We start from the raw sequence: 16,899 nt of genomic DNA, 5'->3' as shown, positions 1-16,899 counted from the left end.
ACCGTAAAAAAATAAAACGTTTTTTGGCTTTTTAGCCCAAAGTCCGCAAATATTTATCCACATACAATTGCTTCGACTTCAATTTGTACTGCATCACATAACGAGGGTGTTCCAATGGCACAATTTTGTCGAAAAACTTCCTTTCCTTGTTCAAAGCGTTCAAGAACTTAAAATTCTTACCACTTCCCATACAAAAGCCTGTACTTCGGTCAATTCCAAACTCCAATTGTGCTTCAATGGATTCAATGATAAACGGTGTAACCGCTTCCTGCAATGTCTTGCTATCGTAGTAATTGTAGTTTTTTTCATTGCCCTTTGCATCACGAATCACAAAACCGAGCGGACAAACCGAACTGATATAAACGTCTTGATAAAACGCCTCCGCACCACCATAAGCTTCAATAACATCGTACACAAAAACCGATGATAATTCGTAGGTTTTCACTCCTTCAATGCTCAAGCCACAATAGGTTGACATTCGGTGGGAATCGGTGAAAGGAACTCCCGTCACACCCGCCCCGAATCGCCCAGGATTGATGCCCAAAATGAGTTTGCGCTTCTTATTATCGTTGTAAAATTTGCGGTAAAACTGACTGGAAGTTTCCAACACCTTTTCGTTTGTTGCAAAGGGATTCATTACGCCAATGTTGGGAGGGAGTTTGGCGGTCAATTGAAGGGATTTGTTGAAGGAGATGATTTTTTCGGCGAAGGTTAGAATTTTCATTTTTTTCTATTTTCACTGTTTATACACTTTGTAAGTGTAGGTCTCATTTTTTGAGGTAAGTTTTAATAAAAACACCTTCCCATGAATTTCTCGCAAATCAATTTGCATAGTTCGTTCCAATTTCGGAAAATCAGTTTCAAAAAGTAAGTCCCCATTAATCCCATACAGAGAAGCAGATAAACCTTCAACACTTTCTTTTATTTCTATATGTAAGAAATTGCTTGAAGGGTTCGGATAAATGTTTATTTGAGGTAGCTCGAATGGCTGTAAATTGGAAACAACAATAGATGTATCTTGATAAATAAATACCTCATCTGTCATCTCAAAATCTGCTTTTCTTCCACCTGCAATAAATAATTTATCTTTATGTGAAATCATTGAAATATATTGGCGACTATCTCCATACTTGTAATTTGTCCATAATTCAGTATCTCCATCATAGATAAACACCAAAGCCCCATTAATGCCAGTACCCGCAGAAAAATAGGCTTTATTTCCTAACACAGTTGCTTTTACACGAAAAAGTGACGTTGCAGAACTTAAAATGCTTGAATTTACTGTCATTTCTGCAATATCTACAATTTCTGCAATTGTAGTTTCTCCACCTACAAAAATAGCTTTATTATCTAAACGAATACCTTGTAGTTTACGATTTTCATTTGATAGAAAAAGTGTTTGAATATTATAGGTTTCTGTATCTATTATTTCGACTAAATCTGAAAATCCAGAAGATAAGCTATTATCAAGCTGTCCACCTGCTAAGATTATTTTGTCTTCTACAACAACCAACCCCATATCATATTTTCCTTCTGTCAAGGTGAAATTTTCCCATTCACCAGTATTTGTATTCAATACATCCACTACATCAGAATTTGTAAAACCTGCTTTCGGGTCTCCTCCTAAAAAAAATATTTTATCATCTACCACAGCAGTAGTAATATCTGAACGCCCAGCAGATAAGCTATCAACAGACCATTCTTTAGTCATTAAGTTGTATATATCTACCACTTTACTGGCTGGCTCAAAAGATTTTTTACCTCCAGCGAAATATACCTTATCATTATGAGTCACAGCAGCATAACCAGACCTCCGATTAGGGTGGTCAATTGTTTCCCAAGATTTTGACTGTTTATTATACAAATGTATTTTACCTACATTATCAAAACTAATCAAGTAATTTTCTGTTTGAACTGTTGTTAAATCAGCTCCTGAATAGAAAGAAAATTCCTCTGTTCTCCATTCATCAGTCGAGGAGTTATAGATTTCTACAATATTTGTATCGGGCCCATTAGCACCTTTATTACCTCCAATGAAAAAAACTTCATCTCCCATTGAAGCTACTGCAATCTTTTCCTTTGCTACAGATAAATTAGTTGAAGTCCATTGGGCAAAGAGGGAGGAACAACTAAAAACCAATAAAAAAACAAATAGATTTTTACACAAATCACGGAGAACACAAATAATTTTAATCATTTCATATAAATTTTAGTCTTACAAAGATAACATATAAATTTTAGTCTTACAAAGATAACATATGAATTTTAGTCTTACAAAGATAATTAATCAAATTCACCCCTTCAAAAACTTTCCTCCACTTCCGCTATTAAATTTTAGCTTTTTTTCTTACATTAGACACCAAAACACTCAAAAACCGCATCAAAACTTATGTGAACAAGAACTGTTAGATAGAAAGGAACTTTCACACTGAATTAACCTTTACATTATGCGAGATTCTTGTCCATACAACCACGAGTAGTTCTTTTTCATCTATAAGTTCTTGTTCAAAAAATCAACAGCATCCACCAAAAATCCAACAAAAACCAAATAAATAATCCATGATAAACTTCACAAAATTTCAATTTTTCACCTTCCTCACTCTACTTTTCGTAATTTTAGCAACCATTATTAGTTGTAGCAACGCTCAAAAAATCGAAGGCATGAATTGGAACCCCGATCAGGACTACGCAGACCAATGGCTGCAAGTCCAAAAAGCAGAAAACGAAGGACTCACCCAAAATGCGGAAGACTCTGTCCGCAAAATATACCAAAAGGCAAAAGAAGACCAAAACGCACCACAGGTCGTCAAATCGCTTCTGCACCTTTGGAAATACACGACTTACAAAGAGGAAAACAGCCAGCAGAAGGTGATGAATGAGATTACCGAAGAAATCAAAAAGGCACAAGAACCCCTCCAGTCTGTCCTGCAAAACATACAGGCAAATCTCTATTGGCAATACTATCAAAACAACCGTTATAGAATACTCAACCGTACCGAAATTGCCAACAACAAACCCGAAGATTTCCAAACTTGGGATGCGAATACGATTATTGGAGAATCCATTCGCCTCTACCAAGCTTCTTTGAAAAACAAGGAATTACTCCAAAAAACCAAGATAGAAACCTTCAAAGACATCCTCGTAGAAAACGAAAAATCCAAAGAATACCGTCCGACACTCTACGACCTATTGGCGCACGATGCGCTTGATTTTTTCATGAGTTCAGAATCTAATGTCACAACGGCTGCCGACCAATTTCAAATTACCCAAAAAGCAGCCTTTGATCCTGCAAGAGATTTTGTAAATCACAATTTTACCACCACCGACCCACTTTCCACCAAATTTTACGCCATCAAGGTATTCCAAGATTTGGTGCGTTTCCATTTGAACGATGAAAATCCAACAGCACTTGTTGATGCCGATTTGAAGCGATTGGACTATGTACGGGACAATTCCATTTTGCCCAACAAAGACGAATTGTATTTAGAAGGTTTGAAAGCTTTGGAAAACAACACCTTGACCCATCCATCTTCTGCAATGGCAAGTTACAACATAGCCAAATTTCACAGCCAAAAAGGAGACAAATACCATCCAATCAATACGCCTGAACCACGTTGGGAAAAGAAAAAAGCATTGGAGTTGTGTGATGCAACGATTGCCCGACATCCGAATAGCAGAGGATCAAACAATTGTGCCTCATTGAAGGAAAACATCATGCGGAAGAACCTTCAATTTACCCTCGAAAACGCCAACCTACCCGAGCAACCTTTCAGGGCATTTGTCTCTTACCAAAACGTCTCAAAAGTATATGCCAAGGTTGCAGCTATCACCCAAGAAGATGAGGAGGCAATCGAAAAATTAGACAAAACAGAACAGCAACTCAATTACCTCAACCGATTGAAGGTGTTGGACAATTGGACAGTGGATTTGCCAAACGAAGGTGATTACCAAAGTCACAACATTGAAATAAGCATACCCAACCAAAAGGTTGGAAGATATGTGGTCATGTTGGCAACGACTGACAACTATTCAATGAAAAAAGAAGCGGTTACCTTTCAATATACCGTTGTCACCAACTTGAGTACATTGAAGAATGGACACAAAAATACGACCGATTTTTTTGCTGTCCACCGCAAAACAAGCGAACCGATTGACAATGTAAAATTTGAGATTTACGCTCGAAAATACGACTACAAAACCCGTAAATATGAGGAAGTATTGTTGGGACAAGGCACATCTAATTTTGAAGGCAAGTTTTCTTTCAATGTCAATCAAGACAGAAATTATTACTCCAACAAAAGAGTCGTAATGACCAAAGGCGATGACCGTTATTCTTACAACGACAATCTTTACTACCGAAACGAAAGCCCTCAAAGCCGTCAAACACGCACCTTCTTTTTCACAGACCGTTCTATCTACCGTCCAGGTCAAACTGTTTACTTCAAAGGCTTAATGCTCACAACAGACGGTAAAAATAGTGATTTGGTATTGAACAAAACAACGAAAGTGGAACTCTACGATGTCAATTACCAAAAAGTAACCGAGTTGGAACTCAAAACCAACGATTACGGAACCTTCAATGGTAAATTCACCTTACCCACAGGCGTGTTGAACGGTAGAATGACTATCAAAGAGTCAAATGGCAGCACTGACATTCAAGTAGAAGAATACAAAAGACCCAAATTTGAAGTGAGTTTCAACCCAATTGAAGGCTCGTATCGCTTGAACGAAACCGTCAAAGCAACAGGTTTGGCGAAAGCCTATGCAGGTTCGGTGATTGACGGAGCGGAGGTCAAATATAGAGTCGTTCGCAGAGCGAGTTTCCCCTATTGGTTCAGATGGTGGATTCCTTACCCTGCTTCTTCCGAATTGGAAGTCACCAATGGCGTGACCAAAACCAACGAAAAAGGCGAATTTGAATTTGAGTTTACCGCCATTCCAGACGCAAGCATTGACTCCAAACAAAAACCACAATACACCTACACGCTTTATGCAGATGTGACCGACATCAGTGGCGAAACCCGAAGCAGCGAAAGCAGTGTCAGCGTGGGCTATATTTCGCTTTTGGCAAGTGTCAGCGTTCCTAATGAAGTGAACCGTGACAGCACCGCCAACTTCAAAGTCAGTACGACTAATTTGGGTGGAGAATTTGAAGCAGTAGATGTAAAAATCGCCATCCACGAATTGAAGCAACCTGAACGGGTTTTTAGAACCCGAAGATGGGAACAGCCCGACCAATTTGTGATGTCAAAAGAAGAATATTACGACACCTTTGAATACGATGTTTACAAAGACGAGAACCGTCCTGCAAATTGGGAAAAAGGCAAAAAAGTATTTGAACAATCCTTCAAAACTGCCAAAGACTCCAAAATCAGCCCCAATGACATCAAAAGTTGGAGCGTTGGAAAATACGTTCTTGAATTGACCACCAAAGACAAATACGGTGAGGAAGTGAAATTTGAGAAATACTTCGATGTCTTTTCGTTCTTGACAGACGAAATCCCATTGAAGGAGGCCTTTTGGCACACGCTTTCTCAAACCGCAGCCGAACCGAACGAAACCATTGTGATTGCCTATGGCTCTGCTTTACCGAATACCAAAATCCTCTTTGAAGTCGAACACGACCAAAAAATTGTGGAACGCAAATGGCTGACCGCAAACAAGGAACAAAACATTTACAATGTCAAAGTCTTGGAAAAATACCGAGGCAACTTTGCCATTCATCTAAGTGCTATCCGCAACAACGAAGCCTTTACCGAAAGCCACAACATCAATGTTCCGTGGAACAACAAAGACCTCAAAATTGAACTATCTAGCTTTCGCAACAAACTTTATCCTGGCGCAGAGGAGCAATGGACAGTGAAAATCAGTGGCATGAAGGGCGAAAAAGTAGCCGCCGAACTCTTAGCGAGTATGTACGATGCATCTTTAGATGCCTTCAAATACCACGGATGGAGTTTTGGCAGCATTTACCCAACCTACTATGGACAAAGCCGTTTTTCATCAGATAGTGGCTTTGGGGTAGGCAACTCCCAATTGTACGCTGAGAATTGGAATGAGTATGACCACAGATTGGAATACCAAAACTACGACCAACTGAATTGGTTTGACTTTAGTTTGTATGGTTATCGGTATTACGGTAGAGCAGGTGGTGCTTTGGCTGGTGAAGGAAGAAGGTATAAAGCTATGTCAAAAGCACCGATGCCTTCTGCTGCTCCTGCAATGGAAATGGAAGAGTCTGCGGGAATGGAATACTCTTCTGCTGAGATTGCGGATGATTCTGTTACTGCCGATGAGTTGAAGGTAGCTGCAAATGGGGCAGAAAGAGATCAAAATGGAGGAGATGATACACCTACCGAAACTGATTTTGAAGATGTGCAAGTGCGTACAAACCTTAACGAAACGGCTTTCTTTTTCCCCGAATTGCGGACGAATGAAAAAGGCGAAGTGATGTTGTCATTTACCGCCCCCGAAGCTTTGACCCGTTGGAAATTCATGGCGTTTGGACACACCAAAGATTTGAAGTATGGGCAGATGACTGAGGAAATTGTGACGCAAAAAGATCTAATGGTGATGCCAAATGCACCCCGTTTTTTCAGAGAAAGCGACGACATCGTTTTTGCTTCAAAAATCTCCAATCTGACCGACAAAGAAATGAACGGAACGGCTGTTCTGCAATTGTTTGACGCATTGACCATGAAGCCGATTGACAAAAAATTGGGCAATACGACGACTTCCGTCAACTTCACTGCAAAAGCCGAACAAAGCACTGCCGTCAATTGGAAATTGAAGATACCCAAAGACATTCAAGCAGTTACCTATCGAGTAATTGCGAAATCGGGTAAGTTTTCGGATGGTGAAGAAAGTTCGATTCCCGTTTTGACCAACCGAATGTTGGTGACAGAAAGTATGCCTTTGCCTGTTCGTGGACAAGGCACAAAGGAGTTTACCTTTGAAAAACTGAACAAATCCGAGCAGTCTTCTACGCTTCAAAACGAAAGATTGACGCTTGAATTTACTTCACAACCTGCATGGTATGCCGTTCAAGCATTGCCCTACTTGATGGAATATCCGCATGAATGTGCCGAGCAGATTTTCAGCCGTTTCTATGCCAACAGCATCGCATCCCACATTGCGAACTCCGACCCCAAAATTGCAGCCGTTTTCAAAGAATGGGAAAAAGCTGCTGCAACGGCTTCCTTGGACGATGGCGCAGGAAACGAATCGGGCGCATTGTTGTCGAATTTGGAAAAAAACCAAGAATTGAAGTCTTTGCTGCTGCAAGAAACTCCATGGGTTTTGCAGGCGAAAGACGAAAGCGAGCGCAAACGCAGAGTGGGTGTTTTGTTCGACATCGACCGAATGAGGAGCGAATTGACCAAATCCTTGAAGCAATTGCAGCAAATGCAAGTCAGCAATGGCGGATGGTCTTGGTTTCCAGGAATGCCCGAAAGCCGCTACATTACGCAGCACATCGTTTCGGGTTTGGGACACCTCGACAATTTGGGCATCAAAAACGTGCGAGAGGACAGCGATACGTGGAACATGACCCAAAAAGCGGTGCAGTATTTGGATATGGTCATTCAAGAGGATTACGACAACTTATTGAAATACAAGGCGAATTTGAAGGAAAAACAAATCGGCAATGTGCAGATTCAGTATTTATACGCCCGCTCTTTCTTCAAAGACATTCCTGTGGACAAATCCTACAAAACGGCTTTTGACTACTATCAAGGTCAGGCTGCCGAATATTGGTTGAGCAACAACAAATACCTGCAAGGAATGATTGCGCTTGCCCTTCACCGCTTCACAAATGGCGACTCGAAAACGGCAAATGGCATCATCGAATCCCTTCGCCAAAATTCGGTCAACAACGAAGAAATGGGTATGTACTTCAAAGATATGGCAAACGGTTGGTATTGGTACCAAGCTCCGATTGAGAGTCAATCGCTGTTGATTGAAGCCTTCAATGAGGTGGCGAAGGACGAAAAATCGGTGAACGACATGAAGGTGTGGCTTTTGAAGCAGAAACAAACGCAGGATTGGAAAACGACCAAAGCAACGGCAGAGGCTTGTTACGCACTGATTTTGACGGGCGATGATTGGTTGTCAAGCGACGAAATAGCGACCATCACCGTGGGCGGCAAAAAACTCGACCCCAAAAACGACCCAACGGTCAGCGTGGAGGCGGGTACGGGCTACTTCAAAAAAACATGGGATGGCGAAGATGTGACCGCAGACATGGGCAAGGTGACGGTGACGAAAAACGACAAGGGCGTGGCTTGGGGTGCTATGTACTGGCAGTATTTTGAGCAACTCGACAAAATCACTTTCGCCGAAACGCCTCTTTCTATCAAAAAGGAATTGTTCCTCGAAGAAAATACCAAAAACGGCCCCAAATTGACTCCTTTGACCGACAACGCTAAAATCAGTGTGGGCGATAAGGTGAAGGTTCGCATCGAAATTCGGGTGGATAGGGATATGGAATATGTGCATCTGAAAGATATGCGGGCTTCGGGTTTTGAGCCGATGAACGTGATTTCGTCTTATAAGTACCAAGATGGTTTGGGCTACTACGAAAGCACCAAAGATGCGGCTACCAACTTCTTTATGTCGTGGCTGCCGAAGGGTACGTATGTGTTTGAATATCCGCTACGTGCAACGCATCAAGGTGATTTCTCGAACGGGATTACGACGATGCAGTGTATGTATGCTCCTGAGTTTACGAGTCATTCGGAGGGGATAAGGGTGGTGATTGGGGAGTAGATAATTAATATTGAGATATTTTTGGGGAAACCGAAGCTTTTTTTGAGGAGGAGCTTCGGTTTTTCTTTTTATAGATTGTGAAACTAAATACAGGAGAAGTTTGTTTTTCCTAAAATTTTAATTTTATGACAGTACTAGAAATCAAACAAAATATCTACAATATCATTGAAGAAATTCAGAATAAATCTATTTTGGAAGAGTTGCACTTGGCTTTATTGGAAGCACAAAAAGCAGATGCTAATAATGATTTTTGGGATGAATTGAGTTTTCAGCAACAAAAAAGTATTGAGAAATCTTTACAAGAAGTAAAAGAGGGGAAGACTATTCCTCATAGTGAAGTCCAAAAAAAATACCATCAATGGCTTATGAGATAGAATGGACACAAAATGCGGAATCAACTTATAGCGATATTGTGCATTATCTGGCTGAGGAATGGTCTGTTGATATTGCTTCCAAATTTATTGACAATGTGGAGAGTAAACTGCTGCTATTGTCCCAATTCCCACATATAGGAAGGAAATCTGCAAAGAGAAGTCAGGTGCGAAAATATCCTTTGAGTCGACAGAATATGCTTGTTTATCAACTAATTGGTGAAACCATTCTTATCTTGTACATATATGACACAAGGCAAAATCCCGATAGTCATAAATTTTGAATTTATAAAATATATCCGCTTTGGGCAACGCATCAGGGGGATTTCTCCAATGGGATTACGACGATGCAGTGTATGTATGCTCCAGAGTTTACGAGTCATTCGGAGGGGGTTAGGGTGGTGATTGAGTAGGGTGTATGGGAACAGGAATTTTGGGATTCGGAGGGATTTAAATTTGGAAACCCCCGAAGCTTTTTTGAAGAAAGGCTTTGGGGGTTTCTTTGCATTTGTTATATTTCAAACTTTGAAAGTGTTCCGTACATATTACAAACGCACGTAATTTTATTTTTTTCATATGAGTGAATTGCATTTACTATTAAAAGAAATTATGCAGACTTCATATCTATGAATTTCATTAGTAATAGTTTTTTTTTAAAAATTTATAATTCCAATATCCTCTTTAGTTATTAAACTCAATTTTTCAGATTTACCAAGGCTATATAAAAATTCTTGTACTGGTTTGAAAATATTTAAGCAAAGCCTCCAATCAGTCATAAACTTTGCGATAAACCTATTTAAATCAAGTGGTTTTGTCAAAGTTAATTCTTCATTGAATAGATTGGATTTATCGTTTGTGCTATTAATTGCAGATTCTAACATCATTAATAATAGGATTCCTTTAAAGTCTGCTTCTAAATTTTGGCTAATAAAGACTCCCTTATAATTATATTTTTCACAAAATTCTTCAATTACATCTAAGTCTAGATGCCCACCTATTTTATTTCTAACGTGCTTCCATTTTGACATGACTTTTCTTAATTCCTTTAATTCTAATCTTAATTCTTCAGGCATTAATGTAGCTAAATGATTCTTTTTCAATAGTTTATCTGTCAATGAATGATAATTTTCAAATAGGATAATCACATCAATTATATCATAAGTTAATTCCCCTTTAGATGCTATTGCTTTTGGAGTTTTTAAGTCTTCAAATTTCAACGACTTAACCCTACTTATACTATCGTTTATTTTTATAGTTTTAAAGTGTAAGTACATTAACTTTACTTGAATACTACTTATCTCTGTTGTAATTAATGTCATTTGAATTTGATTTTCTTGTTTTTAATAACCACTACTAAATTGTTTATATAATAATATGTATATCCAAATATTTCACAGGGTTATTTGAAGTAAAATTTAGATAGCTAACATTCATAAATGCTTGTATCTTACTTCAAAATTCACAAAACCATTCATCAGTTTCTTCCATAATACAAATTATGAAGAACTATCTCGAATTGAATTATGATGATGCTGTATTAAGCATACGAGTTAGCTTTATGAAGGACAATTAGAAATATAGTTTCCGATTTTAAAAATATAAATAAATATTTTATTACATATTTATTCTTTTATTTTAATTCTGATTTTAGAAATTAAAATTCTTAATTCTTCTGGTAATCCGTGATTGCATTTACAAATTTCACAATAATCAGTTTTCAAATCTTCAATTTCTTCATCTCTTATTCGAGTGATTATTTTATAATCAAATAAATGTATTGTAAGTGTTTTTAGAATTTCTTTATTATTGCTTTTTGTATTTTTTAACTTATTAAGAATTAAATCCATAATTTTTAAAATACTCATAAGTTCTGAAACACTTTGTGTGCTATGCAGTTCTTCTGGTGTGCCGTGGTAATGGCATCTTATCTGAGAAAATAAATGATAGAAAGCATCTCCACCTGTAAATTCTTCTTCTATATCTATTTCCTCTACATTTCTTAAATCATGAACTGGTAAAGTTGTGAATTTAAAAGTATTTATACTTTCAAGTAGATAAGAATACAACTGATTAAGATTCTGGGCATCTGTTTCGCATTCTTTTAATTTGTTTTCCTTATCAATTTGACGTTGAACTAACTCATTTGCTTTTACTTGAGCTTTTAAGGCATAAAAAACTAAAAATGCTCCGATTAAATTCAAAAACGGAGCTGTAATTCCACCAATTGTATCTCCAATTTGTCCTGTTTCGCTAAAATTAAATCGTTCGTGAAAATACTCGAATGTTAGTAGAAAAGGCATCATTATTATTATTACTATACCAATTCCAAGCAACCATTTAGCTTTTTCTAAAATTGAATTAATTTCCCTTATTTTTTTTTTCTGTCATTTACTTTTTCTTATCTTAAAAATTAATCTTCATTTATTTTCGATAAAAAAAGATTAATTTTTGTATGATTTCTTAAAAATTAATCTTCATTTATTTTCGATAAAAAAAGATTAATTTTTGTATGATTTTCAAATATTTAATAATTAGTGTTTTTTGTCTTTTGGTGGATTTGGGTCATTACCGTAACTATCTTTATCTCTAACTTTTCCATCTCTTCCATGAATTACTACGTCAGATTTTTGATTTTTAGCAATTTCTCTTGCAAAATTAATTGCTTCTTTTTGAGTATTGAATTTTTTTGTAGATTTGGAATTTCCTGCTCCTTTCACAGACCACTTATTGTCCTTTTTTACAACATGCTGATTTTTACCCATTTTAAAATATTTTTTTTGTTTAAAAATTAATTATCAATATCTAAACACCATACTATGGTTATTTAGTTCCCTAATGTTACGTATTTTTTTCTTTTTTGCATTCAAAATTCACAAAACTAACATTGGAGTTGGATTGTTTTTTTGGTAATCAGGCATATGCTTCAATAAGAGAATAAAGACGTAAGAATATATAGATAGTTGTTGTATAATTCAGTAACCCAAAAGCAAAAATCATAAAAAAATGAATCAATTAGCAGCCTTGCACGATATAGCGATGGAATTTGTGGATGAAGCCTTTTTCGCCCAAAAAAGAGGGGATGAAACGACCGCACAATTGTTCTATCAAAAAGCCTACAATTTGGAGCGCACCTACGCTTTGTCGATTCCGAAAGAAGAAAGCCATCAGTTGTCCCGTTCCGTTTTTTTGAGGAGTGCGGCTACTTTGGCTTTGGATTGTCAAAAACCCTCCGAAGCCAACGAGTTGGCACAATTGGCATTGCAGGACAATCCGCACCCTGCTATTGTGCCTGAATTGCAGGAGGTGCTTGCGAAGGCGGAACAGGCTGCGATAACGATAGGAGGAATGGATTCGCCTTTGTCGTCGACAAGTCATGAGGATTCTTCTGTGGGGAGTTTATTGGTGGAGGAATCTGAATCCGAATTGGAGTTGGAGTCTGAAAGTTCGGCGGTTTCTTCTCCGAAAATGCGGCGGATTCAGTTGACTATTGGGGATGAAAAGGAGGGGGAATTGTTGATTGCTTTGCTTGGGAAGTTTGATTCTGTTGGGGTGAGGTATTTGTAGGGGGGCGTTCCAAGTGTCGCCAAGTCCTTCGGACGTTGAGCGAACTCTACACTAATCAAGAGAAAACTCGACAATGTTTGAAAAACTTGTCGACGTTTGAATGACCGCCCTCAACTGTTGTCAAAGTCTGCGACTGTTGACAAAGTTTTGGAGAAGAGAACTAAGATTCCAAGAATAGTGTTTGGATTGTATGTATTTGTCAAAACAAAAAATTAAGGAAAATGGCAGAATTGACATTAAAACTCGATGAAGAAGCAGTTGCCGCTTATCAGACTGCTGATGAAAAAACAAGAAATAAAATAGATTTTTTGGTGAATAGGTGGTTAAAAGAATTGCTAACTTCTAACCCCAAAGAACGCTTACTTCAAACTATGCACGAAGCAAGCAAGGAAGCACAAGCAAATGGATTGACGATGGAAGAATTGAATAAAATATTGTCAGATGATGAATGAGATTCGATTTGTTATCGATACCAATACGCTGATTAGTGCCTTTCTGTTTCGGAATTCAACTCCCTATAAAGCAGTTCAAAAAGCTACAAAAACGGGAGAAGTCCTACTATCTTTAGCTACTTTAGAAGAATTGCAGTCGGTTTTGTTTAGGGCAAAATTCGACAAATATATTACCTTAGAAACTCGAAAACAATTGCCTAGTGATTTTATAAGTGTTGCTGAACTGGTCGAAATAATCGAAGAAGTAATAGCTTGTAGAGACCCCAAAGATGACAAGTTTTTGAGTTTGGCAGTGAGTGGCGATGCAAGTGTGATTGTTTCTGGAGACAAGGATTTGTTGGTGCTTCATCCCTTTAGAGGGATTGATATTCTCAAGGCAGTAGATTTTTTGGAGGATTTTTAGAATGGTAAAAACAGTACAAATCATGGAGGATAACAACAAGGATTTTTGGGATGAATTGAGCAAGGAAAGGCAAAAGAATATTGACCAAGCTTTGAAGGAAGTGCAAGAAGGGAAAACAATTCCTCATGCTGTAGTTCGGAAAAAAATATTGCAATCTATTCGGAAAGCAGAACGAGATATCAAAGAAGGGAAATTATATTCTCTGGAGGAAGTTCGTGAAATGTTGCAAAAGAAACGAAAAAAATGAATCAATTACCCACCTTACACGATATAGCGATGGAATTTGTCGATGAAGCCTTTTTCGCCCCAAAAAGAGGAGATGAAACGACCGCACAATTGTTCTATCAAAAAGCCTACAATTTGGAGCGAATGTATGCTTTTTCGATTCTCAGAGAAGAAAGCTATCAGTTGTCCCGTTCCGTTTTTTTGAGGAGTGCAGCGACTTTGGAAGACAATGAATAGTGAAACTTTGGCAACGGTTTTTCACCTTACCAACAGTTGAACGATATACATGGAATCCACTTCAAAGTTGTCAGAGTCTGCGACTATACCGACTTCTTCGGCATCCAAGATTGACAAAGTTTCGTCACACGATTCATGAGAATTTAGAAAACCGAAGTTTTGGAAACTTCGGTTTTCTTTTTGTATATATTTTTCGGAGAACCAAAATTAAGAGAATATTGTTTTTTTTAAATCAGAGATAATGAGTGATTCAACATTAAAATTCAATCAATCGGACGTTTTTTGGACAACAAGAAGTGATAAGGTTTATTAACTTTATGCTTCAACAAGAAAAGTCTATAGATTTAAAAAAAAACATCAGTTTTAAACATTGCTTCAAATAAAAATAAGATACTATGATTCAATTTCGCTTTTTTTCGTTTTGGATGTGCCTTATCCTTGTTGGCGCATTCCTTAGTTTCAATAGTTGCACAGATGAAGTGCCTGAGCCAGAGCCTCCTATTGAAGAAACTCCTACGCCCAATGATGTGCGATTCAAACTCATTGGCGGTTCTTTTGGTGAACAAAGCATTATTTTTGAAAAAACAGATGGAACTATCTCCAAAACGGGCTATGATGAGGCAACAGGTGCAACCCGACTTTACACCCTTGCCCCCAAAAGTAATAGCAACCAAAACGACATTATTGACATTTACTTTCCTTTCACCCCAACGACAGGAGCAGGTCAGTTTGTTTTGCAAGCAGATAACCGTCAATCCAAGATTCAAGACTTCAACATTTACATCAATGGAACCAAACAGGTTTCTATGAAAACCATCACCATAGAAATTGATGAATACGGCGCAATTGGTGAACGCATCAAAGGGCGATTTTTTGGAAAGGGGTTGGATGAAAGCATTGGAGGCACGGAAATCAACATCAACTTTGGAGAATTTGATATGTTGCGAAGTTTTTAAATGACAATCAATGCAAGCAATTCCTCCTCCCTGTCTTTTGGTTATGGGTGTTTCGGGCTGCGGCAAAAGCACCATAGCACACCTTTTGTCCGAAAAACTATCCTTAACGTTTTTGGAAGCAGATGATTTTCATCCGCTTGTGAACAAACAAAAAATGTCGGCAAAAATTCCATTGACCGATACCGACCGTTTGCCGTGGCTGCAAAGGATAGGCACTGCAATGAAGGTGCAAGAAGAAAACGGCTTTGTCCTTGCCTGTTCTGCATTGAAGGAAAGTTATCGTCGGTTGCTACAATCCGCCATTGATTCATCATTGCAGATAGTGTTCCTTGAAGGCAGTTCCGAGCAAATTTTGCAGCGAATGAACGCAAGAGAAAACCATTTTATGCCAACTGATTTGTTAAAAAGTCAGTTCCAGGATTTGGAAATTCCCGAAAATGCCATTAACATTGACATTCACAAACCTCCTCTCGAAATTGTGGAGGAAGTACTTCAATGTTTAAATCAAACACAATGACCGACATCGGTATTTTTGGCTTAGGAGTCATGGGCAAAAGTTTGGCGAAAAATATTGCCAATCAAGGTTTTCAAGTATCGATTTACAACCTTCCATTGAAGGGAGAAGAACAGGTAGTAACGGATTTTGCAGCCGAAAACCCAGAAGCTGCTTTTTTTGCTGCAAAAGACCTCCTTCAATTTGTGGAATCACTCACCCGTCCCCGCAAAATTTTGTTGATGGTCAAAAGCGGCGCACCCGTTGATGCGGTGATTGCTCAATTGGAAACGCATTTATCAGAAGGCGATATTCTCATAGACGGAGGTAATTCTTATTTCAAAGACACGATTCGGCGAGAGAAAGAATTGGCTGCAAAAGGGATTTTGTATGTGGGAATGGGTGTTTCGGGAGGAGAAAAAGGGGCATTGTTGGGCCCTTCAATGATGCCTGCTGGAAAGGAAGAAGTCAAACCTTTATTGCTTCCAATTTTGAAGGAAATAGCTGCAAAAGCGGAGGATGGCGAACCCTGTGTAGATTGGATGGGTGGCAACGGTTCGGGACATTTCGTCAAAATGGTGCACAACGGTATTGAGTATGCCGATATGCAAATTTGGGCGGATACCTATTCTATTCTAAAACGCATTTTTCCTGATAATCAAGCTGCAATGGCGGATTATTTAAGGGGTTGGCAAAACACTTTACACCACAGTTATCTACTCGAAATCACCCTGCAAATCCTTCAATTTCAAGAAAATGGCAAGTATCAATTGCCGCAAATTTTGGATGTAGCAGGGCACAAAGGAACAGGATTGTGGACGGTCAAGGAAGCATTGGATTTGGGCGTTCCTATTCCAACAATTGCAGCAGCGATGAACAGTAGAATCATCTCCACCCACCGTTCCTTACGAACCAGATTGAGGCATCAATCGAATCACCTAATACAAGATTTTCCTTATGCAGAAATTGCCAACATCCTCAAAGATGCCGTTTTAGCAGCCCGATTGATTGCACTTGCCGAAGGGTTTCATTTACTTTTTGAAGCAGGTAAAACCTACGAATGGAACTTGTCTTTGGCTGCAATTGCCAAAATCTGGAGAGGCGGTTGCATCATTCGCTCCAAAATGCTGCCCGAAATCGTATCTGCCTTTGAAGGAGAACCCAACATTTCCCACCTATTTGAATCTAACTCTTTTGCTCACTTATTGACTTCCAAAATACCCGCCTTAGAAGAATTAACCGTATTATTGGCACATCAAAACTGCTCTTGCCCTGCTTTGACTGCGGCTTTGCAGTATTATCATTCGATGCACGAAGCCTATTCCTCTATCAACTTGATACAGGCACAAAGAGATTGTTTTGGAGCGCATGGCTACCAAAAGTTGAAGGGAGATGAAGAGGTTTTTCATACCGAATGGGAAAATTAAAATTC

16 protein-coding genes are annotated in these 16,899 nt (G+C 38.5%); 11 read left to right on the top strand and 5 right to left on the bottom strand.

Going from position 1 to position 16,899, the window contains the following annotated elements; translation table 11 throughout:
• Positions 1-31: 31 nt before the first annotated feature.
• On the bottom strand, positions 32-724 hold the full coding sequence (locus R3E32_03195) for a DUF4918 family protein (protein ID MEZ4883720.1): 693 nt from the start codon (positions 722-724) through the stop codon (positions 32-34).
• 12 nt (positions 725-736) lie between these two features.
• Entirely contained in the window at positions 737-2,197 is a 1,461-nt protein-coding gene (locus R3E32_03190; GenBank protein MEZ4883719.1) for a T9SS type A sorting domain-containing protein, read from the bottom strand.
• A 464-nt stretch (positions 2,198-2,661) separates the two neighbouring features.
• Between R3E32_03190 and R3E32_03185 the strand changes: the two genes are divergently transcribed.
• From R3E32_03185 to R3E32_03175, 3 genes are all read left to right on the top strand, one after another.
• Entirely contained in the window at positions 2,662-8,766 is a 6,105-nt protein-coding gene (locus tag R3E32_03185; protein MEZ4883718.1) for an alpha-2-macroglobulin family protein, read from the top strand.
• 125 nt (positions 8,767-8,891) lie between these two features.
• Positions 8,892-9,140: a hypothetical protein gene (locus tag R3E32_03180; protein MEZ4883717.1), complete on the top strand. Its 249-nt coding sequence runs from the start codon at positions 8,892-8,894 to the stop codon at positions 9,138-9,140.
• Positions 9,125-9,421 carry a type II toxin-antitoxin system RelE/ParE family toxin gene (locus R3E32_03175; protein ID MEZ4883716.1) on the top strand — a complete coding sequence of 99 codons (297 nt, stop codon included), beginning with the start codon at positions 9,125-9,127 and terminating at the stop codon, positions 9,419-9,421. Before R3E32_03180 ends, R3E32_03175 begins: the two co-directional genes overlap by 16 nt.
• Positions 9,422-9,790: 369 nt before the next feature.
• On the opposite strand, the gene R3E32_03170 is transcribed toward R3E32_03175, so the two are convergent.
• The 3 genes from R3E32_03170 to R3E32_03160 form a co-directional block, all read right to left on the bottom strand.
• Positions 9,791-10,456, bottom strand: coding sequence for a hypothetical protein (locus tag R3E32_03170; GenBank protein ID MEZ4883715.1), 666 nt, complete (start codon positions 10,454-10,456; stop codon positions 9,791-9,793).
• Between the two features lie 303 nt (positions 10,457-10,759).
• Positions 10,760-11,470, bottom strand: a complete 711-nt coding sequence (locus R3E32_03165) for a hypothetical protein (GenBank protein ID MEZ4883714.1) — start codon at positions 11,468-11,470, stop codon at positions 10,760-10,762.
• 198 nt (positions 11,471-11,668) lie between these two features.
• The gene (locus R3E32_03160) at positions 11,669-11,899 is read right to left on the bottom strand and encodes a DUF2188 domain-containing protein (protein MEZ4883713.1); all 231 of its coding nucleotides are present in this window, start codon (positions 11,897-11,899) and stop codon (positions 11,669-11,671) included.
• Positions 11,900-12,140: 241 nt separating this feature from the next.
• On the opposite strand from R3E32_03160, the gene R3E32_03155 reads away from it, so the two are divergent.
• The 8 genes from R3E32_03155 to gndA all read left to right on the top strand — a co-directional run bounded on the left by R3E32_03155 (position 12,141) and on the right by gndA (position 16,894).
• Positions 12,141-12,701, top strand: coding sequence for a hypothetical protein (locus tag R3E32_03155; protein ID MEZ4883712.1), 561 nt, complete (start codon positions 12,141-12,143; stop codon positions 12,699-12,701).
• Positions 12,702-12,922: 221 nt separating this feature from the next.
• Positions 12,923-13,153 (top strand): hypothetical protein, encoded by a 231-nt coding sequence (locus tag R3E32_03150; protein MEZ4883711.1) that lies wholly within the window; start codon positions 12,923-12,925, stop codon positions 13,151-13,153.
• A complete protein-coding gene (locus R3E32_03145; GenBank protein MEZ4883710.1) occupies positions 13,143-13,556 on the top strand; it encodes a putative toxin-antitoxin system toxin component, PIN family in 414 nt (137 codons plus the stop codon). The genes R3E32_03150 and R3E32_03145 overlap by 11 nt, the downstream gene beginning before the upstream one ends.
• Positions 13,557-13,578: 22 nt before the next feature.
• Entirely contained in the window at positions 13,579-13,803 is a 225-nt protein-coding gene (locus R3E32_03140; GenBank protein MEZ4883709.1) for a hypothetical protein, read from the top strand.
• Entirely contained in the window at positions 13,800-14,018 is a 219-nt protein-coding gene (locus R3E32_03135; GenBank protein ID MEZ4883708.1) for a hypothetical protein, read from the top strand. The genes R3E32_03140 and R3E32_03135 overlap by 4 nt, the downstream gene beginning before the upstream one ends.
• 395 nt (positions 14,019-14,413) lie before the next feature.
• Positions 14,414-14,974 (top strand): hypothetical protein, encoded by a 561-nt coding sequence (locus R3E32_03130; protein MEZ4883707.1) that lies wholly within the window; start codon positions 14,414-14,416, stop codon positions 14,972-14,974.
• Positions 14,975-14,984: 10 nt separating this feature from the next.
• Complete coding sequence (locus tag R3E32_03125; GenBank protein ID MEZ4883706.1) at positions 14,985-15,491, top strand: gluconokinase; 507 nt, start codon at positions 14,985-14,987, stop codon at positions 15,489-15,491.
• The gene (gene gndA / locus R3E32_03120; GenBank protein MEZ4883705.1) at positions 15,488-16,894 is read left to right on the top strand and encodes an NADP-dependent phosphogluconate dehydrogenase; all 1,407 of its coding nucleotides are present in this window, start codon (positions 15,488-15,490) and stop codon (positions 16,892-16,894) included. The genes R3E32_03125 and gndA overlap by 4 nt, the downstream gene beginning before the upstream one ends.
• Positions 16,895-16,899: the final 5 nt, after the last annotated feature.

The sequence above is a fragment of the Chitinophagales bacterium genome (genome assembly GCA_041392475.1).
Taxonomy (GTDB): Bacteria; Bacteroidota; Bacteroidia; order Chitinophagales; family UBA2359; genus JAUHXA01.
The sequence above is the reverse complement of the archived record's forward strand: the minus strand, read 5'-3'. Positions and strand labels throughout refer to the sequence as shown.